General features: G+C 59.7%; 17 protein-coding genes and 1 pseudogene. 9 read left to right on the forward strand and 9 right to left on the reverse strand.

Going from position 1 to position 20,243, the window contains the following annotated elements; translation table 11 throughout:
* Positions 1-158 precede the first annotated feature (158 nt).
* Positions 159-1,784: an ABC transporter substrate-binding protein gene (locus tag L9059_RS10350; protein ID WP_247290609.1), complete on the reverse strand. Its 1,626-nt coding sequence runs from the start codon at positions 1,782-1,784 to the stop codon at positions 159-161.
* 330 nt (positions 1,785-2,114) lie between these two features.
* The gene (locus L9059_RS10355; RefSeq protein ID WP_247290611.1) at positions 2,115-2,831 is read right to left on the reverse strand and encodes an SIMPL domain-containing protein; all 717 of its coding nucleotides are present in this window, start codon (positions 2,829-2,831) and stop codon (positions 2,115-2,117) included.
* 321 nt (positions 2,832-3,152) lie between these two features.
* On the opposite strand from L9059_RS10355, the gene L9059_RS10360 reads away from it, so the two are divergent.
* From L9059_RS10360 to garD, 8 genes are all read left to right on the forward strand, one after another.
* Entirely contained in the window at positions 3,153-4,415 is a 1,263-nt protein-coding gene (locus tag L9059_RS10360; protein WP_247290614.1) for an ATP-binding protein, read from the forward strand.
* A complete protein-coding gene (locus L9059_RS10365; protein WP_045061485.1) occupies positions 4,408-4,974 on the forward strand; it encodes a response regulator transcription factor in 567 nt (188 codons plus the stop codon). The genes L9059_RS10360 and L9059_RS10365 overlap by 8 nt, the downstream gene beginning before the upstream one ends.
* Before the next feature lie 108 nt (positions 4,975-5,082).
* On the forward strand, positions 5,083-6,810 hold the full coding sequence (locus L9059_RS10370) for an ABC transporter ATP-binding protein/permease (RefSeq protein ID WP_247290616.1): 1,728 nt from the start codon (positions 5,083-5,085) through the stop codon (positions 6,808-6,810).
* Between the two features lie 189 nt (positions 6,811-6,999).
* Positions 7,000-7,749: a FadR/GntR family transcriptional regulator gene (locus L9059_RS10375; protein WP_205940042.1), complete on the forward strand. Its 750-nt coding sequence runs from the start codon at positions 7,000-7,002 to the stop codon at positions 7,747-7,749.
* Positions 7,750-8,114: 365 nt separating this feature from the next.
* The gene (gene kdgD / locus L9059_RS10380; protein ID WP_247290619.1) at positions 8,115-9,026 is read left to right on the forward strand and encodes a 5-dehydro-4-deoxyglucarate dehydratase; all 912 of its coding nucleotides are present in this window, start codon (positions 8,115-8,117) and stop codon (positions 9,024-9,026) included.
* 59 nt (positions 9,027-9,085) lie between these two features.
* Positions 9,086-10,531, forward strand: a complete 1,446-nt coding sequence (locus tag L9059_RS10385; protein ID WP_247290620.1) for an aldehyde dehydrogenase family protein — start codon at positions 9,086-9,088, stop codon at positions 10,529-10,531.
* 167 nt (positions 10,532-10,698) lie between these two features.
* The gene (locus tag L9059_RS10390) at positions 10,699-12,066 is read left to right on the forward strand and encodes an MFS transporter (protein ID WP_247290623.1); all 1,368 of its coding nucleotides are present in this window, start codon (positions 10,699-10,701) and stop codon (positions 12,064-12,066) included.
* Between the two features lie 11 nt (positions 12,067-12,077).
* The gene (garD, locus tag L9059_RS10395) at positions 12,078-13,631 is read left to right on the forward strand and encodes a galactarate dehydratase (RefSeq protein ID WP_247290625.1); all 1,554 of its coding nucleotides are present in this window, start codon (positions 12,078-12,080) and stop codon (positions 13,629-13,631) included.
* Between the two features lie 2 nt (positions 13,632-13,633).
* On the opposite strand, the pseudogene L9059_RS30905 reads toward garD, so the two are convergent.
* Positions 13,634-13,738, reverse strand: a pseudogene (locus tag L9059_RS30905) (N-acetyltransferase); the annotation flags it as partial.
* Positions 13,739-13,815: 77 nt separating this feature from the next.
* Between L9059_RS30905 and L9059_RS10400 the strand changes: the two are divergent.
* Positions 13,816-14,757, forward strand: coding sequence for an AEC family transporter (locus tag L9059_RS10400; RefSeq protein ID WP_247290626.1), 942 nt, complete (start codon positions 13,816-13,818; stop codon positions 14,755-14,757).
* 125 nt (positions 14,758-14,882) lie between these two features.
* On the opposite strand, the gene L9059_RS10405 is transcribed toward L9059_RS10400, so the two are convergent.
* The 6 genes from L9059_RS10405 to gatC all read right to left on the reverse strand — a co-directional run bounded on the left by L9059_RS10405 (position 14,883) and on the right by gatC (position 20,106).
* Entirely contained in the window at positions 14,883-15,263 is a 381-nt protein-coding gene (locus L9059_RS10405; RefSeq protein WP_247290628.1) for a carboxymuconolactone decarboxylase family protein, read from the reverse strand.
* Positions 15,260-16,324: a calcium/sodium antiporter gene (locus tag L9059_RS10410; protein WP_345894323.1), complete on the reverse strand. Its 1,065-nt coding sequence runs from the start codon at positions 16,322-16,324 to the stop codon at positions 15,260-15,262. The genes L9059_RS10405 and L9059_RS10410 overlap by 4 nt, the downstream gene beginning before the upstream one ends.
* A 44-nt stretch (positions 16,325-16,368) precedes the next feature.
* The gene (locus tag L9059_RS10415; RefSeq protein WP_247290630.1) at positions 16,369-16,743 is read right to left on the reverse strand and encodes a septal ring lytic transglycosylase RlpA family protein; all 375 of its coding nucleotides are present in this window, start codon (positions 16,741-16,743) and stop codon (positions 16,369-16,371) included.
* Between the two features lie 151 nt (positions 16,744-16,894).
* Positions 16,895-18,340: an Asp-tRNA(Asn)/Glu-tRNA(Gln) amidotransferase subunit GatB gene (gene gatB / locus L9059_RS10420; RefSeq protein WP_247290632.1), complete on the reverse strand. Its 1,446-nt coding sequence runs from the start codon at positions 18,338-18,340 to the stop codon at positions 16,895-16,897.
* A gap of 10 nt (positions 18,341-18,350) precedes the next feature.
* Positions 18,351-19,802 carry an Asp-tRNA(Asn)/Glu-tRNA(Gln) amidotransferase subunit GatA gene (gene gatA, locus L9059_RS10425; RefSeq protein ID WP_247290634.1) on the reverse strand — a complete coding sequence of 484 codons (1,452 nt, stop codon included), beginning with the start codon at positions 19,800-19,802 and terminating at the stop codon, positions 18,351-18,353.
* Positions 19,803-19,818: 16 nt separating this feature from the next.
* Positions 19,819-20,106, reverse strand: a complete 288-nt coding sequence (gatC, locus tag L9059_RS10430) for an Asp-tRNA(Asn)/Glu-tRNA(Gln) amidotransferase subunit GatC (RefSeq protein WP_150769385.1) — start codon at positions 20,104-20,106, stop codon at positions 19,819-19,821.
* Between the last annotated feature and the right edge of the window lie 137 nt (positions 20,107-20,243).

Consider the following 20,243-nt stretch of genomic DNA (forward strand, 5'->3'; position numbering starts at 1 on the left):
GGCCGGCAGTAAATGCGCGGAGTCCTAAATGCTCGTAGGAAAAGTCGACGCGTCCTACCCCGAAGCTGTGTCCAGCGTCGGACTTGGATGTAGGCTATTTCCTACGTGCTCGGTGGATACAACAACGGCGACGTCATGGACGTCGCCGTTGTGGAACCTTATTTGCTGACGCTGACGCCGTAGAAGGAGTTCAAGCCAAATGGGCTGATCTTGAAATCCTGCACGTTGGCGCGCATGGGTTGATACACCGTCGAGTGAGCGATAGGTGTCATTGGAACAGCGTCCTTGAGGACGTGTTGTGCCTGTTTGTACAGTTCGGTGCGCTTGCCTTGGTCGGTGGTGCGCTTGGCTTCCTTGACAAGGTCGTCGAATTTCTTGTCGCACCATTTCGAAAAGTTGTTGCCACTCAGCGAGTCGCAACCAAACAACACGTTGAGCCAGTTGTCCGGATCACCATTGTCACCGCTCCAGCCGATGATCATCGCCTGGTTCTCGCCGCCTTTGGAGCGTTTGATGTACTCGCCCCATTCGTAGCTGGTGATCTTCACGTTCAAACCGATTTTCTTCCAGTCGGACTGGAGCATTTCGGCCATCAGCTTGGCGTTCGGGTTATACGGACGCTGCACCGGCATCGCCCATAGGACGATTTCGGTACCTTCCTTGACGCCGGCTTCCTTGAGCAGCTCCTTGGCTTTCTCCGGGTCGTACTTGGCGTCCTTGATAGTGGTGTCGTAGGACCATTGGGTCGGCGGCATGGCGTTGACGGCCAGTTGGCCTGCGCCCTGGTAAACCGAGTCGATGATCTGCGGTTTGTTGACAGCCATGTCCAGTGCCTGACGAACGCGCAGGTCGGCCAGCGGGTTTGGCTCGTTGCTGCCCTTGACCTTGTCCATCACGTTGTAAGCGATATAGCCCAGATTGAAACCAGCCTGGTCAGGCATCTTCAGCGCCTTGTCTTCCTTCAGCGCCTTGAGGTCAGCCGGACGCGGGAACAGAGTGACCTGGCACTCGTTCTTCTTCAGCTTCTGGATACGTACCGACGGGTCGGTGGTGATAGCGAAGATCAGGTTGTCGATCTTGACGTCTTCAGGCTTCCAGTAGTCCTTGTTCCCGGTGTAGCGGATGTTGGAGTCTTTCTGGTAGCTCTTGAACACGAACGGGCCGGTGCCGACAGGTTTCTGATTGATGTCGGCAGGCTTGCCTTCCTTCAACAGCTGGGCAGCGTACTCGGCGGATTGCAGCGAGGCGAAGCTCATGGCCATGTTCTGGATGAACGCTGCGTCGACTTCTTTCAACGTGAATTTGACGGTGTGATCGTCGACTTTATCGATCTTGGTGATGTTGGTATCCATCCCCATGTCGGTGAAGTACGGGAATTCGGTCGGATACGCTTTGCGGAACGGGTCGTCCTTGTTAATCATGCGATTAAAAGTGAACAGCACGTCGTCGGCGTTGAACTCACGAGTCGGCTTGAAGTACGGAGTGGTGTGGAACTTCACGCCTTCACGCAGGTGAAAGGTATACGTCAGGCCATCATCAGCGATGTCCCAGCTGGTAGCCAGGCCAGGAATCACGGCGGTGCCGCCGCGCTCGAACTGGGTCAGGCGGTTGAAAATGGTTTCTGCAGAGGCGTCGAAGTCGGTTCCGGTGGTGTACTGACCAGGATCAAAACCGGCCGGGCTCCCTTCGGAGCAGAACACCAGGTTAGTCGCCGCTTGGGCGAAAGGTGCGGCAGCTAACAAGCTGGCGCCGACTAAAAACGGAATGACCGCGTGTTTGAGCATGGTGGCCTCATGATTTGTTGTCATTTTTGGAATTAGAGGACGACCTCGTGAGTCGTGCCTGCGGATACTTATGCAGGGGCCATACCCAATGCAAGATGCAGGGGGGCCACAAGCATTAAACAGTGGCACGAACGTACCTTAATGTCGCATATGTGTAATTCCACGCGCATTTGACCGTTTGCGCAGGTTTTTTTCGGTGCAATTCGCGCACCTGCGTGGAGCAACCGGGGGCTGAGGTGCACCCGGTTGGCGCGCGGTGTTACTTATTTATACCCACGCCATCGGCGTATTTGGCATATTCCGCGTAGGAGCTGTGGCGCGGCTAGTTGATCAAGGCATCAACACTTCAATCGACCCATCCGCCGTCATACTGACCTGGCTGGTGCCAGCCTCAACTTCCGGGGTCACCGGCGCGGCGTCCATGGCGGCGGCTTTCATCATCATCGGGCCGCGCATGTACGGTTGTGGATAACCGTTGCTGTTGAGGTTCAGGTTGACGATCTTGTAGCCCTTGCCGCCCAAGGCGTCAGTTGCCAGTTGGGCGCGGGCCTTGAAGGCGCTGACGGCGTCCTTGAGCAGTGCGTCTTCACTGGTCTTGCGCGTTGGTGTCGCGATGGCGAAGTCCATGCCGGCCATTTTCAGGTCCGTCAGCAGTTCGCCGGTCAGCTTCGACAGGGCGGCGAAATCGGAGCTTTCCAGGCGCAGTTCGGCACGTTCGCGCCAGCCGGTGATGTTCTGGCCCTTGGTGTCGTAGATCGGATAGCTGTTGCGGCTGCCCTGGCGCAGGGTGATGTCCTTGACCTGCTTGGCCTGGGCCAGTGCCTTGTTCATGGTGGTGCTGATGCCGGCGGCTAGTTTGGCCGGGTCGGTGTTCTGTTCTTCTGTGTAGAGGGTCACGATCATCAGGTCGCGGGCCACTTCCTGGCTGACTTCGGCACGCAGGGAAATCTGGTTGTAGTGAAGATCGTCGGCGGCCAGGGCCGGGAGGCTGACGACGGTGCCAACGCTAAGGGCAAGAAGGGCGGCGCTGCGGCGGAAAGTGTGCATGAAAACTCCTTGGACGGTGCGCAGGGGTTAAGGTCCGAGCCTGCGTGAATCCATCAGACTCTAGCTTTAATGATCTGGTTCGCCCAGTTACAACTTCCATACAGATAGATCGCAGAGGGCCGCTGCGCGACCCATCGCGGGCAAGCCACGCTTCCACAGGGGAATGCATTCAAATGTGGGAGCGTGGCTTGCCCGCGATGGCGGTCTTATAGACGCCACAACCAATTCTGCCATGTGGCCGTTTGCCGCACTTTTGCCTGCCAGCCCCCGCGCTTGGTTATACTCCCGGCGATCCGCCTGGAGCGCTCATCAGGAGAGCTCATGCTCGCCCCCGTCCAAATCACTTCCGCGACTCGCCAGAACCTCTGGCGGCTGACGTTCATCCGCACTTTGGTACTCGCCGCCCAGGCTGGCTCCGTGGGCCTGGCCTACTGGCTCGACCTGCTGCCGCTACCCTGGTTTCAGCTGGCCGCGACTCTCGGCTGCTCAATGTTGCTGTGCGCGTTCACGGCGATTCGCCTGCGCACCTCCTGGCCGGTCACTGAACTCGAATACGCCGTGCAGCTGGCCTGCGACCTGTTTATCCACAGTGCGCTGCTGTATTTCTCCGGTGGTTCGACCAACCCCTTCGTTTCCTACTACCTGGTGCCGCTGACCATCGCCGCCGTGACGTTGCCGTGGCGCTATTCAGTGATCCTGTCCGGCATCGCACTGACCATGTACACCCTGCTGCTGGCGCGTTTCTATCCCTTGCAGACGTTCCCCATCGCCCGGGAAAACCTGCAGGTCTACGGGATGTGGCTGAGCTTCGCCCTGGCCGCCGCAGTGATCACCTTTTTCGCCGCGCGCATGGCCGAGGAACTGCGTCGTCAGGAAGAGCTGCGCGCCATCCGTCGTGAGGAAGGGCTGCGCGACCAGCAATTGCTGGCCGTCGCAACACAGGCTGCAGGCGCCGCCCACGAGCTGGGCACGCCATTGGCAACCATGAGCGTGCTGCTAAAAGAGATGCAGCAGGATCATCCAGACCCGATGTTGCAGGATGATCTGAAGGTGCTGCAGGATCAGGTCAAACTCTGCAAAGAAACCTTGCAGCAACTGGTGCGCGCCGCCGAAGCCAATCGCCGCTTGGCCGTGGAAATGCAGGATGTCACCGATTGGCTGGACGAAGCGCTGAACCGCTGGCACCTGATGCGCCCCGAAGCCAGTTATCGCTTCCAGCGTCTCGGCCAGGGCACTGTGCCACGCATGGCGCCACCGCCGGACCTGACCCAGGCGCTGCTGAACCTGCTGAACAACGCCGCCGACGCCTGCCCCGAAGGGTTGCAGGTGACGCTGGACTGGAATGCCGAGGACTTGACCATCAGCATCCGCGACCACGGCGCCGGTGTGCCGTTGGCCATCGCCGAACAGATCGGCAAACCGTTTTTTACCACCAAGGGCAAAGGTTTCGGCCTGGGCCTGTTTTTGAGCAAGGCCAGCGTGACACGCGCCGGCGGCTCAGTGAAACTCTATAGTCATGAGGAAGGCGGCACGCTCACCGAGCTGCGCCTGCCCCGTGTCGCCCGAGGAGACGAACATGAGTGACGATATCCAAGTCGAAGGCGAGGGCGAAGAACTCCCGCATTTGCTGCTGGTAGACGACGACGCAACCTTTACCCGGGTGATGGCCCGTGCCATGGCCCGTCGTGGCTTTCGTGTCAGCACCGCCGGTTCCGCCGAAGAAGGCCTGACCATCGCCCAGGCCGATCTGCCGGATTACGCCGCGCTGGATCTGAAAATGGACGGCGATTCCGGCCTGGTGCTGTTGCCCAAGCTGCTGGAACTGGACCCCGAAATGCGCGTAGTGATCCTCACCGGTTACTCGAGCATTGCCACCGCTGTCGAGGCGATCAAGCGCGGCGCCTGCAATTACCTGTGCAAACCGGCCGATGCTGACGACGTACTCGCCGCCCTGCTATCCGAGCACGCCGACCTCGACACCTTGGTCCCGGAAAACCCGATGTCGGTGGACCGCTTGCAGTGGGAACACATCCAGCGAGTGCTCACCGAACACGAAGGCAACATCTCCGCCACTGCCCGCGCCCTGGGCATGCATCGGCGCACCTTGCAGCGCAAATTGCAGAAGCGTCCTGTCCGCCGCTGAACCCCCGCTGAACCCCCGCTGAACAATTGTTGTCACATTGCGTTACAACACGAGCTGATCATCTATGATCGGTTCGTGTGTTGTTCTTTTTACCCATGAGCTTTTTCCATGAATCAGAACGCTGAGTACTCCGCGGTCAATGATGCTGTGCGCGGGCAGTTCTTTTCCAAAGTATGGACGATGATCACGCCTTACTGGCGCAGTGAAGAGAAGGGCAAGGCCTGGACGCTGCTGATCGCCGTGATTGTTCTATCGCTGGTCAGCGTGGGCATTTCGGTGTGGTTCAACACCTGGTACAAGGATTTTTACAACGCTCTGCAACATAAGGATGAGGCGGCGTTCTGGCGGTTGATCCTGTATTTCTGCGCGATCGCGGCCGTTGCGATTGTCGGCGCGGTTTATCGGCAGTACCTGACGCAAATGCTGACCATCCGCTGGCGGGCCTGGCTGACCGAAAAACATTTCGCCCGCTGGCTGGGCCACAAGAACTACTACCACCTGGAGCAAGGCGGTTATACCGATAACCCGGATCAGCGGATTTCCGAGGATCTCAACAGCTTCACCTCGAACACCCTGGAGCTGGGGATTGGCCTGCTGCGCAACATTGTCAGCCTGGTATCGTTCTCGATCATCCTGTGGGGGGTGTCGGGCAGTATCGACGTCTACGGTTTTACCATTCCCGGCTATATGTTCTGGTGCGTACTGGTGTATGCCGTGATCGGCAGCTGGCTGACGCATTTGATCGGTCGGCGCCTGATTGGCCTGAACAACAACCAGCAACGCTTCGAAGCCGACCTGCGTTTCTCCATGGTGCGGATTCGCGAAAATGCCGAAAGCATCGCGCTATATAACGGCGAGCCCAATGAAAATCGGCGCTTGAGCAGTCGCTTCGGCCTGGTCTGGCATAACTTCTGGGACATCATGAAGGTGTCCAAACGCTTGACGTTTTTCACTGCCGGTTATGGCCAGGCGGCCATCATCTTTCCATTCATGGTCGCGGCACCGCGCTACTTCGCGGGCAAGATCGAGCTTGGGGAGCTAATGCAGATAAGCTCAGCGTTCGGTAACGTGCAAGAGAGTTTCAGCTGGTTTATCAGTGCCTACCAGAGCCTCGCCGCCTGGCGTGCCACGTGTGATCGTCTGCTGAGCTTCCGTGAGGCCATGACCGACAATGAGCTGAAACCCCAGGCAATCGACGTGCAGAATTCGGGCTCGGTGTTGAAAGTGCATAACTTGGGTCTGGATCTCGCTGATGGTCGCCACCTGCTGTCTCACGCCGACATGACGGTGGAGGAGGGTGAGCGGGTGATGATCAGTGGTCGCTCCGGCAGCGGTAAATCGACGCTGTTGCGGGCGATGGGGCATTTGTGGCCCAGGGGCCATGGCAGCATCCGCCTGCCGGCCGAACGGTACCTGTTCCTGCCGCAAAAACCCTATCTGCCGATTGGCACTTTGCGTGAAGCGCTGAGCTATCCGCAGGTTGCCGAAACTTATCCTGAGGAGCGTTACATTCACGTGCTGGAAGTTTGCCGTTTGCCACATCTGCTTTCGCGCCTGGACGAACCCAATCACTGGCAACGCATGCTGTCCCCAGGCGAACAACAGCGGCTCGCCTTCGCCCGTGCATTGCTCTATGCACCGCAATGGCTGTACATGGACGAAGCGACTTCGGCCATGGATGAAGAAGACGAGGCAACGCTGTATCAGGCACTGATCGATGAGATCCCGGGCTTGAGCATTGTCAGTGTCGGCCACCGCAGCAGCCTCAAACGCTTCCATCCTCGGCATGTGCGTATCGACAATGGCCATCTGGTGGAGCAACCCGTCACCGCTTAGGCGCCGATATCCCTGTAGGTGCGAGCGTGCTTGCGATGGTCTTGAGGGCGCGACGGCAAACCTGTTGCCCCGTGTCATCGTTGACCACCATCGCGAGCAAGCTCGCTCCTACAAGGGGTAGAGGTGATCGTACAACCGCGTTGAGCTATGATGCGGTTTCAACCGAATTTTTCGAGACCGATGTTCACCATGGAAAACCCGATCGCCACACCACGTCTCCCTCGCAAGCGCCGTAGCCTCGCTCAGGAACTGGTGACGGTGCTGTCCGAGCAGATCCGCGACGGCCACCTTAAGCGCGGCGACAAGTTGCCGACCGAATCGGCGATCATGGACGCCCATGGTGTCAGTCGCACCGTGGTGCGCGAAGCGATTTCCCGGTTGCAGGCGGCCGGGCAGGTGGAAACCCGCCATGGCATCGGCACTTTTGTGCTCGATACTCCTAGCCCGAGCGGCTTTCGCATTGATCCCGCCACCGTGGTCACCCTGCGCGATGTGCTGGCCATCCTGGAGTTGCGCATCAGCCTCGAAGTCGAGTCCGCTGGCCTCGCTGCGCAACGCCGCAGCGCCGAGCAGTTGGCCTTGATGCGCGCCGCGCTCGATGCGCTGAACGAAAGTGCGGCCCATGCCAGCGACGCCGTGGCCTCGGATTTCCAGTTCCACCTGCAGATAGCGCTGTCGACCGGCAACCGCTACTTCACCGACATCATGACGCACTTGGGCACCAGTATCATTCCGCGCACCCGCCTCAATTCGGCGCGCCTGGCCCACGACGACCAGCAGCACTACATGAGCCGCCTGAGCCGTGAGCACGAAGAGATCTACGACGCCATCGCCCGCCAGGATTCCGATGCTGCGCGGGCCGCCATGCGCCTGCACCTGACCAACAGCCGCGAGCGGCTGCGCCATGCTCATGAAGAGGCTGAGGCGCAGCGCGGGTAAACACGCCTGTGGGAGCCGGGCTTGCCCGCGAGGTCGGCAGCACATTCAACATTGATGTGGCGGAAAAACCGCCATCGCTAGCAAGCTCACGCCCACTGTCATCTGGGGCAGGGCTCAAATGTTGTGCGCCGCGGCTCCCAAAGTCCTCGTGGACGCCATCCCAAATCAGTTTGACTCTTGCGACCATCTACCTCTGAGGCAAAAGCCCAGAGAGCGCACCTTCCTGCCTGTTTCCTCAAGAAGTCACCCAGTGGCGATGAAATGCAGTTGACGATTAGTTATTAAGTTGTACGATGACATACAACTCAGCAAAAGCTGAATGGTTTCTCAACAACACATACGTCGCTACCCAGGGTGTTCGAATAATGAATCCACAAGAACTGAAGTCCATCCTCTCTTCCGGCCTGCTGTCTTTTCCGGTCACCGATTTTAATGCCCAGGGCGATTTCAATCGCGCGGGTTACATCAAGCGCCTTGAATGGCTAGCCCCATACGGCGCCTCTGCATTGTTCGCAGCAGGCGGCACCGGTGAGTTCTTCTCCTTGGCCGCCAGCGAATACTCGGAAATCATCAAGACTGCCGTCGACACCTGTGAAACCAGCGTGCCGATTCTGGCGGGTGTTGGCGGCTCGACCCGCCAGGCCATCGAATACGCTCAAGAAGCCGAGCGACTGGGCGCCAAAGGCCTGTTGCTGCTGCCGCACTACCTCACCGAAGCCAGCCAGGACGGCGTAGCCGCCCACGTTGAAGCCGTGTGCAAATCGGTCAACATTGGCGTGGTGATTTACAACCGTAACGTCTGCCGCCTGACCGCTCCGCTGCTGGAACGCCTGGCCGAGCGCTGCCCGAACCTGATCGGCTACAAGGATGGCCTGGGTGACATCGAGTTGATGGTGTCGATCCGTCGCCGCCTCGGCGACCGTTTCAGCTACCTGGGTGGTTTGCCGACCGCCGAAGTGTACGCCGCTGCGTACAAGGCACTGGGTGTACCGGTCTATTCCTCGGCGGTGTTCAACTTCATCCCGAAAACCGCGATGGATTTCTACCACGCCATTGCCCGAGAGGATCACGCCACTGTCGGCAAGATCATCGACGACTTCTTCCTGCCTTACCTGGACATTCGTAATCGCAAAGCCGGTTACGCAGTGAGCATCGTCAAGGCCGGAGCAAAAATTGCCGGCTATGACGCAGGTCCTGTGCGTGCGCCGCTGACCGATCTGCTGCCAGAAGAATACGAAGCTCTGGCTGCGCTGATCGACAAGCAGGGCGCGCAATAACAATCGATTGAGCAGGGCCGCTGAGCAATCAGCGGCCTTTTGCGTGAGGAGATAGATCCGTGGCAGATTCAAAGCGTTTCGACAATTACATCAACGGCGAATGGGTTGCCGGCAGTGATTACTGCGTCAACATCAACCCGTCCGAGCTGACCGATACCATCGGCGAGTATGCCAAGGCCGACCTGACCCAGGTCCACGCTGCCATCGACGCCGCTCGTGCCGCTTTTGCGGGCTGGTCTACTTCGGGCATTCAGGCCCGTCACGATTCGCTGGACAAAGTGGGCACTGAAATCCTCGCCCGTCGCGAAGAACTCGGCACCCTGCTGGCCAGGGAAGAGGGCAAGACCCTGCCTGAGGCCATCGGCGAAGTGACCCGGGCCGGCAATATCTTCAAGTTTTTCGCCGGTGAAACCCTGCGTCTGTCCGGTGACTACCTGTCGTCTGTGCGTCCTGGTGTCAACGTCGAAGTGACCCGTGAAGCCTTAGGGGTGGTCGGTCTGATCACCCCGTGGAATTTCCCGATCGCGATCCCTGCCTGGAAAGTCGCCCCGGCCCTTGCCTATGGCAACTGCGTGGTGCTCAAACCCGCTGACCTGGTACCGGGCTGCGCTTGGGCACTGGCTGAAATCATCTCCCGCGCGGGCTTCCCGGCCGGTGTGTTCAATCTGGTGATGGGCAGCGGTCGAGTGGTTGGCGATGCGCTGGTGAAAAGCCCGAAAGTCGACGGCATCAGCTTCACCGGATCGGTGGATGTGGGTCGTCAGATCGCTGTCAGCTGCGTGTCACGCCAGGCCAAAGTGCAGCTGGAAATGGGAGGCAAGAATCCGCAGATCATCCTAGACGACGCCGATCTCAAGCAAGCGGTCGAGCTGTCGGTGCAAAGCGCGTTCTACTCCACCGGCCAACGTTGCACCGCTTCGAGCCGCTTTATCGTCACTGCCGGGGTTCACGACAAATTCGTCGACGCCATGGCCGAGCGCATGAAGTCGATCAAGGTTGGACATGCGCTGAAAACCGGCACCGATATTGGTCCGGTGGTCTCCCAGGCGCAGCTTGAGCAAGACATGAAGTACATCGACATCGGCCAGTCCGAAGGTGCGCGCCTGGTCAGCGGCGGCGGCCTGGTGACCTGTGATACCGAAGGCTATTACCTCGCGCCAACCCTGTTTGCCGACAGCGAAGCCGCAATGCGCATCAGCCGCGAAGAGATTTTTGGCCCAGTGGCTAACGTTGTTCGGGTGGCGGATTACGACGCCGCGCTGGCCATGGCTAACGACACCGAGTTCGGTCTGTCGGCGGGTATCGCCACCACTTCGCTGAAGTACGCCAATCACTTCAAGCGCCACTCCCAGGCCGGGATGGTGATGGTCAACCTGCCGACGGCTGGCGTGGATTACCACGTGCCATTCGGCGGGCGTAAAGGTTCATCCTATGGATCCCGCGAGCAAGGTCGCTACGCGCAAGAGTTCTACACGGTCGTGAAAACTGCCTACGTTGGTTCCTGATCCACCGCTGTAACTGTGGGAGCTGGCTTGCCAGCGATAGCATCACCGCGAAGTGACTGACACTGCGCGGTGCCTGCATCGCGGGCAAGCCCGGCTCCCACAGGAAATCAGCGCCTACAGAACACCGTTATTACCCGCATAAAAATAATCAGTGGGAGTACATCTACATGCAAGCGACCAAGCCGACCCACGTCCGCTATTTGATATTGCTCATGCTTTTCCTGGTGACCACGATCAACTACGCCGACCGGGCAACCATCGCCATCGCGGGCTCCAGCCTGCAAAAAGACCTAGGCATCGACGCGGTCACCCTCGGCTATATCTTCTCTGCATTCGGTTGGGCCTACGTGGCCGGGCAAATTCCCGGTGGCTGGCTACTGGACCGTTTCGGCTCGAAAAAAATCTACGCATTGAGCATTTTGACCTGGTCGGTGTTTACCGTGCTGCAGGGTTATGTCGGCGAGTTCGGTATGTCCACGGCGGTGGTGGCGCTGTTTATGCTGCGCTTCCTCGTGGGCCTGGCCGAAGCGCCATCTTTCCCCGGCAACGCCCGCATTGTCGCGGCCTGGTTCCCGACGGCGGAACGCGGTACCGCTTCGGCGATCTTCAACTCGGCGCAATACTTCGCCACGGTGTTGTTTGCGCCGCTGATGGGTTGGATCGTCTACAGCTTCGGCTGGCAGCACGTGTTCGTCGTGATGGGCGTGATCGGCATCATCTTCTCGGGCGTCTGGCTGAAAGTGATCTACAGTCCGCGTCAACACCCGATGATCAACGAAGCCGAATTCAAGCACATCGCCGACAATGGCGGCATGGTCGACATGGATCAGGACAAAGGCAAAGGTGCCAAGACTGACGGCCCGAAGTGGGACTACATCCGCCAGTTGCTGACCAACCGCATGATGCTCGGTGTCTACCTTGGCCAGTATTGCATCAACGGCATCACCTACTTCTTCCTGACCTGGTTTCCGGTGTACCTGGTGCAGGAACGCGGCATGACCATCCTCAAAGCCGGTTTCATTGCCTCGCTGCCGGCCATCTGCGGCTTTATCGGTGGTGTGCTTGGCGGAGTGATTTCCGATTACCTGCTGCGCAAAGGGCATTCCCTGACCTTTGCCCGCAAGGCGCCGATCATTGCCGGTTTGCTGGTCTCCAGCAGTATCGTGGCGTGCAACTATGTCGATGTTGAATGGATGGTCGTGGGCTTCATGGCCCTGGCCTTCTTTGGCAAAGGCGTAGGTGCGCTGGGCTGGGCAGTGGTGTCCGACACTTCGCCGAAGCAGATTGCCGGTCTCAGTGGTGGCCTGTTCAACACCTTCGGTAACATCGCCTCGATCACCACACCGATCGTGATTGGCTACATCATCAGCTCCACCGGCTCGTTCAAATGGGCCCTGGTGTTCGTCGGTTGCAACGCACTGGTTGCGGTGTTCAGCTACCTGGTGATCGTCGGTCCGATCAAGCGCGTGGTGCTCAAGGAACCGCCGGTGAGCGGTCCTGAAACTCATAATAAATTGTCTCAAGCGCATTCCTGAGGAGCGGCGTCATGCAGTTGATTGAACATTCCGACTCGCCGCGCTACATCCGCCTCAACGAGCGGGACAACGTGGTCGTGGTGGTTAACGATCAGGGCGTGCCGGCGGGCACAGCGTTTGCGGACGGTCTGGTAACCCTGGACTTTGTGCCGCAGAGCCACAAGGTCACCCTGGAAGACATTCCCGAGGGTGGCCAGGTGATTCGCTACGGTCAGACCATTGGCTATGCGTTGCAGCCGATTCCCCGGGGCCGTTGGGTCAATGAGGATCAACTGCGCATGCCCACCGCGCCACCGCTGGACAGCCTGCCGCTGTCCACTGAGGTACCGGCCGCGCAGGCACCCCTCGAAGGTTTTACCTTCGAGGGTTATCGCAACGCCGACGGCACCGTGGGCACGCGCAATATTCTTGGCATCACCACCACGGTGCAGTGCGTCACCGGGGTGCTGGATCATGCGGTCAAGCGCATCAAGGACGAGTTGCTGCCCAAGTATCCGCACGTCGACGACGTGGTGGCGCTGACCCACAGTTACGGCTGTGGCGTGGCGATCACCGCGACCGATGCGTACATCCCCATCCGCACCGTGCGCAACCTGGCGCGTAACCCGAACTTGGGTGGAGAGGCGCTGGTGATTAGCCTGGGCTGCGAGAAGTTGCAGGCCGGGCAAGTGATGCACGAGGGCGACAGTTCGGTAGACCTGAGCGAACCGTGGTTGTACCGCCTGCAGGATTCGAGTCACGGGTTCAACGAGATGATTGAGCAGATCATGGCGCTGGCCGAGACCCGCTTGAAAAAACTCGACCAGCGCCGCCGGGAAACCGTGCCGGCGTCCGAGCTGATTCTGGGCATGCAGTGCGGCGGCAGCGATGCGTTTTCCGGGATCACCGCCAACCCGGCCCTGGGCTATGCCTCGGACCTGTTGCTGCGGGCCGGTGCGACGGTGATGTTCTCTGAAGTCACCGAAGTGCGCGACGCAATCTATCTGCTGACCTCCCGTGCTGAAAGCGAGGAAGTGGCGCAGGAGTTGGTGCGGGAAATGGACTGGTACGACCGTTACCTGGCCAAGGGCGAAGCCGATCGCAGCGCCAACACTACGCCGGGCAACAAGAAGGGGGGGCTGTCGAACATTGTCGAGAAGTCGTTGGGCTCGATCGTCAAATCCGGCAGCAGCGCGATTAATGGCGTACTCGGTCCTGGCGAACGTTTCAAGCGCAAAGGCCTGATTTTCTGCGCCACCCCAGCCAGTGACTTTGTTTGCGGGACCTTGCAGTTGGCGGCCGGGATGAACCTGCACGTGTTCACCACCGGGCGTGGTACCCCTTATGGCTTGGCAATGGCGCCTGTAGTGAAGGTATCGACTCGGACTGAACTGGCGCACCGCTGGCCGGACCTCATTGATATCGATGCCGGGCGAATCGCCACCGGACGGGCTTCGATCGAGGACCTTGGGTGGGAGTTGTTTCACTACTACCTGGACGTTGCCAGCGGCAAGAAGCAGACATGGGCGGAGCAGCACAAGTTGCATAACGACATCACCTTGTTCAACCCGGCGCCTATCACCTGAGCGTGGCGAGGGAGCTTGCTCCCGCTGGACTGCGTAGCAGTCCCATCTTTTGGGTCTGCTTCGCGCCCCAGCGGGAGCAAGCTCCCTCGCCACAGGTCTTTCATCACCTGCTCGACCAGACGCCGAAGTCCCCAGTGGCTTATCATTAGCCACCTAACGACGCCCACCCAAGGTTAACCCCGGAATGCTGGCAATCTTCCTCGAAACCCTGAACATAACCGCCCCGGTGTTTGCCATGCTGTTTCTGGGTGTGCTGCTCAAGCGCATCGACTGGATCAACGACAACTTCATCCACACCGCCTCTGCCCTGGTTTTTAACGTCACCATGCCGGCACTGCTGTTTCTGGGCATCCTGCATGCCGACCTGCACGCCGCACTGCAACCGGCACTGCTGATCTATTTCTCGGTGGCGACCCTGGTGTGTTTTGCCATTGCCTGGGGGTGGGCGATCTGGAAGTGTCCGCGGGAAGATCGCGGGATCTACACCCAAGGCGCGTTTCGCGGTAACAACGGAGTGATCGGCCTGGCGTTGGCGGCCAGCATGTACGGCGATTACGGGATTTCCCTCGGCGCGATTCTCGCGGCGCTGGTGATCCTGTTCTACAACACCCTTTCGACCATCGTCCTGGCGGTCTATAGCCCGGTGATTAAGTCCGACCCCTGGAGTATCTGCAAGAGCGTGATGATCAACCCGTTGATCATCAGCGTATTTGCCGCAGCGCCTTTCGCCTATTTCAAAATCGGCTTGCCGGGCTGGCTGGAAACCTCTGGCCAGTACCTGGCGCAGACCACGTTGCCCCTGGCACTGATCTGCATTGGCGGCACCCTTTCGCTGGCGGCGATGCGTAAAAGCGGCTCAATGGCGCTGAGTTCCAGCCTGGTCAAGATGATCGGCCTGCCGGTGCTGGCGACACTGGGGGCGTGGTTATGGGGTTTTCGTGGGGCGGAGCTGGGGATTTTGTTCCTGTACTTCGGCAGCCCGACCGCTGCAGCCAGTTTTGTCATGGCCCGGGCGGCCAATGGTAACCATGAGCTAGCGGCGGCGATCATTGTGATCACGACCCTGATGGCGGCGGTGACGACCAACGCCGGAATCTTTTTGTTGCAGTGGGGTGGGTGGATCTGACTTCAGGATTTGTATTGTTGGAAAAGGCCTCTTCGCGAGCAAGCCCGCACATTGGGAATGCGCTCCCTTGTGGGAGCGGGCATGCTCGCGAAGGCGGCTGATCAGTCATCGCCAATTCCGGCGAATCACTCCGGCTTCTGGTAGCTATCTATCACTTCCTGCGCCGCCCGAAACGCATCAATGGCTGCTGGCACACCTGCATACACTGCACAATGCAGCAGTGCCTCGCGAATCTCTTCCACCGTGCAGCCATTGTTCAAAGCCCCGCGCACATGCCCCTTCAACTCCTGCGGGCACTTGAGTGCGGTCAGCGCGGCGAGGGTGATCAGGCTGCGGGTTTTGAGGGGCAGGCCTTCGCGATTCCAAACGCTACCCCACGCGTGTTCGTTGACGAAGTCCTGCAGCGGCTGGGTAAAGTCAGTGGCATTGCCCAGCGCGCGATCGACGAAAGCATCCCCCATCACTTGGCGGCGCACTTCAACGCCGGGTTTTTTGTTGTCGGTCATGGCACTTCCTTTTTGTGGTGTTGGCGACGCCAGGCGAGCAGGGACGTGAACAGCACAAACGCCACCAGTGCCGGCAGGACGAAAAACAGCATCAGATGTTCAAGTTTGCCGGCCAGGGGCATGCCGGTGGTGAAGGACACCACATGCAGACCGTAGGCCAGGTACAGCCCCAGAAAAACCAGGCCTTCGGCACGTGTCACCCGGTAACCGGAATAGAAGATGGGCAAGCACAGCGCTGCGACGCCAAGCATCACCGGCAGGTCGAAATCCAGGGCGTTGGGCGACACCGACAAGGGCGTGGGAGCAATCAGCGCCGTGATGCCGAGCACGCCCAGCAGGTTGAACAGGTTGCTGCCAATGACGTTGCCCACGGCGATTTCACGCTGGCCACGCAAGGCCGCAATCAACGATGTGGCCAATTCCGGCAGGGAAGTGCTGATGGCCACGATAGTAAGGCCGATGATCCGTTCCGAGAGCCCCAGGTCAGTCGCGACCGCGACCGCGGCCCCCAGTAGAAGGTGTGCGGCATAAACCAGCATCGCCAGGCCGGCGACGATCATCAGCAGGCTTCTGAACCATGGCGCCTGGCGAGTTTCATCGTGGGGCGGCGGCCGCACCGAATGACGGGACTGGCGCAGCAACAGGCCCAGGTACAATATCAGCGCCGCCAGCAGCAACATCCCGTCGATGCGGGTCAGCTCTTCGTTCCAGGCGAGTATGAAGACCAGCAGGCTGGCACCGATCATCAGGGGAATGTCCAGGCGCACCAATTGCCGGGAAACCCGCAGTGGGATAATCAGCGCCGACAGACCCAGTGTCACCAGGATGTTGAAAATGCTGCTGCCGATTACGCTGCCCACCGCGATGTCGGCGTTCTGTGCCAGGGTCGCCTGCAGGCTGACAGCCATTTGTGGCGCACTGCTGCCGAGGGCGACTATTGTCAGGCCGATGATCAGCGGCCGAACATGCAGTCGCGCGGCCAAGCGCACGGCGGCGCGCACCATCAGCTCGGCGCCGGCGATCAGTAGAACCAGGCCGCCGAGCAATTCAACGACGTCGATCAGGGGCAAATCTGCAAGTCCGAAAATGGTCGGCGCTCCAGCTGTCAGTCGTCGAGGGCTTGCACGCGAACCCGTGCGGTTCCACTTCTAAGCATACCCAGGCGAGCGGCTGCCTCTTGGGAAAGATCAATCAGGCGTCCACGGGTGTGTGGCCCGCGGTCATTGATCCGTACCACGCAAGACTTGTCGTTGCTCAGGTTGGTAACCTTCACCCGCGTACCGAAGGGTAGTTGGCGATGGGCTGCGGTCAGGGCGTTCTTGTTGAAACGCTCGCCATTGGCGGTGCGTTTGCCTTGGTGTTTGGCGCCGTAATAGGACGCAGTGCCGGTTTTGTCGTAACCGTGTGGATCGACGATGTCATTGCTGGCGCAGCCGGCCAGGAGGGAGAGCAGGGCGCAGGCGCCAAGTAGACGCTTCATTCAAAGGTTTCCACAAAGCAAATGTGGGAGCGGGCTTGCTCGCGAAAGCGGTAGGACAGTCGACATATAACCCGACTGATACGGCGCTTTCGCGAACAAGCCCGCTCCCACAGGGGGATCGAGCCAGACGGGTGATCTGGCTCCACGCTCATCAGCCTTCGAGCTTGCTTTTCAGCAGTTCGTTGACCTGTTGCGGGTTGGCCTTACCCTTGGAGGCTTTCATGGCTTGGCCGACGAAGAAGCCGAACATCTTGCCGCGTTTGGCTTCGTCGGACGCGCGGTATTGTTCGACCTGCTCGGCGTTGGCCGCGAGCATCTCGTCCAGCACCGCCGAGATCGCGCCGGTGTCAGTTACTTGCTTGAGGCCGCGCTTGTCGATGATCTCGTCAGCGCTGCCTTCGTCACTGGCCATGGCTTCAAAAACCACCTTGGCGATCTTGCCGGAGATGGTGTTGTCCTTGATGCGCAGCAGCATGCCGCCCAGTTGCTCGGCGGAAACCGGCGACTGGTCAATGTCCACGCCCTGCTTGTTCAACAGGCTGCCCAGTTCGACCATTACCCAGTTGGCCGCCAGCTTGGCGTCGCCACTGATGCTCACAACCTTCTCGAAGTAATCGGCTTGCTCGCGGCTGGTCGCCAGGACGCTGGCGTCGTAGACCGACAGGCCGAACTGCTCCTGGAAGCGCTCACGCTTCTGCGGCGGCAATTCTGGCAGGGTCGCGCGCACGTCGTTGAGGAAGGAGTCCTCGATGACCACTGGCAACAGGTCCGGATCGGGGAAGTAACGGTAGTCGTTGGCTTCCTCCTTGCTGCGCATCGGACGGGTTTCGTCCTTGTTCGGATCGTACAGGCGCGTCTGCTGGATCACCTTGCCGCCGTCTTCGATCAGTTCGATCTGACGCTGCACTTCGGTGTTGATAGCCTTTTCGATGAAGCGGAACGAGTTGACGTTCTTGATTTCGCAGCGCGTGCCGAACTCGGCCTGACCCTTGGGACGGATCGACACGTTACAGTCGCAACGCAGCGAACCTTCGGCCATGTTGCCGTCGCAGATGCCCAAATAACGCACCAGCGCGTGGACAGCCTTGACGTAAGCCACGGCTTCCTTGGCGCTGCGCATGTCCGGCTCGGAAACGATTTCCAGCAGCGGCGTGCCGGCGCGGTTCAGGTCGATGCCGGTGGCACCGTTGAACTCTTCGTGCAGGCTTTTACCGGCGTCTTCTTCCAGGTGCGCCCGGGTGATGCCGACGCGCTTGACCGTGCCGTCTTCCAGGGCGATGTCCAGGTGGCCCTTGCCAACGATCGGCAATTCCATCTGGCTGATCTGGTAGCCCTTGGGCAGGTCCGGGTAGAAGTAGTTTTTACGGGCGAACACGTTGTGCTGGCCGATTTCGGCATCGATGGCCAGGCCGAACATCACCGCCATGCGCACCGCTTCCTGGTTAAGCACCGGCAGGACGCCGGGCATGCCGAGGTCGACCAGGCTGGCCTGGGTGTTCGGCTCGGAACCGAAAGTGGTGGAACTACCGGAAAAGATTTTCGACCGGGTGGTGAGCTGGGTATGAATCTCCAGCCCGATCACGACTTCCCATTGCATGTGTTTCTCCTCAGAAGCCGGTTGGGGTGCGGGTGTGCCAGTCAGTGTTCAGCTGATACTGGTGGGCAACGTTCAACAGGCGACCTTCCTGGAAATACGGCGCGAGCAATTGCACACCGACCGGCAGACCGTCGACAAATCCGGCAGGCATGGACAAGCCCGGCAGGCCAGCCAAGTTGGCGGTGATGGTGTAGACGTCTTCCAGATAGGCAGCGACCGGGTCACTGTTCTTGGCGCCAAGCTTCCAGGCCGGGTTAGGCGTGGTTGGGCCGAGGATGATGTCGACCTCGTTGAAGGCAGCCATGAAGTCGTTTTTCACCAGGCGGCGGATTTTCTGCGCCTTCAGGTAGTAGGCGTCGTAGTAGCCGGCCGACAACGCGTAGGCGCCGACCATGATGCGGCGCTGAACTTCCGGGCCGAAACCTTCGCCACGGGAACGCTTGTACAGGTCGATCAGGTTTTTCGGGTCCTCGCAGCGATAGCCGAAACGCACTCCGTCGAAACGCGACAGGTTGGACGAGGCTTCTGCCGGGGCGATCACGTAGTACGCAGGAATCGCGTGCTGCATGTTTGGCAGGCTGATTTCCTTGATCACGGCACCGAGCTTTTCCAGCTCCTTGATGCTGTTGTGGATCAGGTCAGCGATGCGCGGGTCGAGACCGGCGCTGAAGTATTCTTTCGGCACGCCGATGCGCAGGCCTTGCAGCGAGCCGTTGAGGCTGGCGCTGTAATCCGGCACTGGCTCGTCAATGCTGGTGGAGTCATTGGCATCGAAGCCGGCCATGCCTTGCAGCAGGATCGCGCAGTCTTCGGCTGTGCGCGCCAGTGGGCCGCCCTGATCGAGACTTGAGGCGTAGGCGATCATGCCCCAGCGCGAAACACGACCGTACGTCGGTTTCAGGCCTGTGAGGTTGGTGAACGCAGCGGGCTGGCGAATGGAGCCGCCAGTGTCGGTCGCGGTGGCGGCCGGCAGCAGGCGCGCGGCAACAGCAGCAGCCGAACCACCGGAAGAACCGCCAGGTACGTGTTCCAGGTTCCACGGGTTTTTCACCGCGCCGTAATAGCTCGACTCGTTGGCCGAACCCATGGCGAATTCGTCCATGTTGGTCTTGCCCAGGGTCACGGCCCCGGCAGCGGCCAGCTTGGCAACCACAGTGGCGTCGTACGGTGCCTTGAAATTATCGAGCATCTTCGAGCCGCAACTGGTGCGGATGCCCTGGGTGCAGAACAGGTCCTTGTGGGCGATCGGCGCCCCGAGCAGGGCGCCGCTCTCACCGTTGGCCCGGCGGGCGTCAGCGGCTTTGGCCTGCTGCAGCGCGAGGTCCTCGGTGAGGCTGATGAAGCTGTTGAGCTGTGGATCGAGCTGGGCGATGCGCGCCAGCAGGACCTTGGTCAGTTCTTCGGAAGAAAACTTTTTGTCGGCGAGTCCGCGGGCGATCTCGGCCAGAGTCAATTGATGCATTGCAGGCTCTTTCCCTTTAGTCGATGACTTTCGGAACCAGATACAGGCCGTTTTCGACCGCTGGTGCGATGGACTGGTAGGCCTCGCGATGATTGGTCTCGGTCACGATGTCTGCGCGCAGGCGCTGGCTGGCTTCCAGTGGGTGGGCGAGCGGCTCGATACCGTCGGTATTGACCGCCTGCATTTCGTCGACCAGCCCGAGAATGCTGTTCAGGGCTGAAGTGATGTGTGGAAGATCGGCATCATTTAGGCCAAGGCAGGCCAGATGAGCGATTTTTTCCACGTCGGAGCGTTCAAGCGCCATGGGAATCTCCAGTGGAAAACAGAACGGACAGCGTCCGTGTGTTAGATTGTCGGAACACTACCGCATTTCTACGGTCATAAGGCCGCGATTGTGGGGTTTGGTGCACAGAAAAGCGGCCAATTTAACATATTGGCGCC

The organism is Pseudomonas violetae (genome assembly GCF_023072615.1).
GTDB classification, from domain to species: domain Bacteria; phylum Pseudomonadota; class Gammaproteobacteria; order Pseudomonadales; family Pseudomonadaceae; genus Aquipseudomonas; species Aquipseudomonas violetae.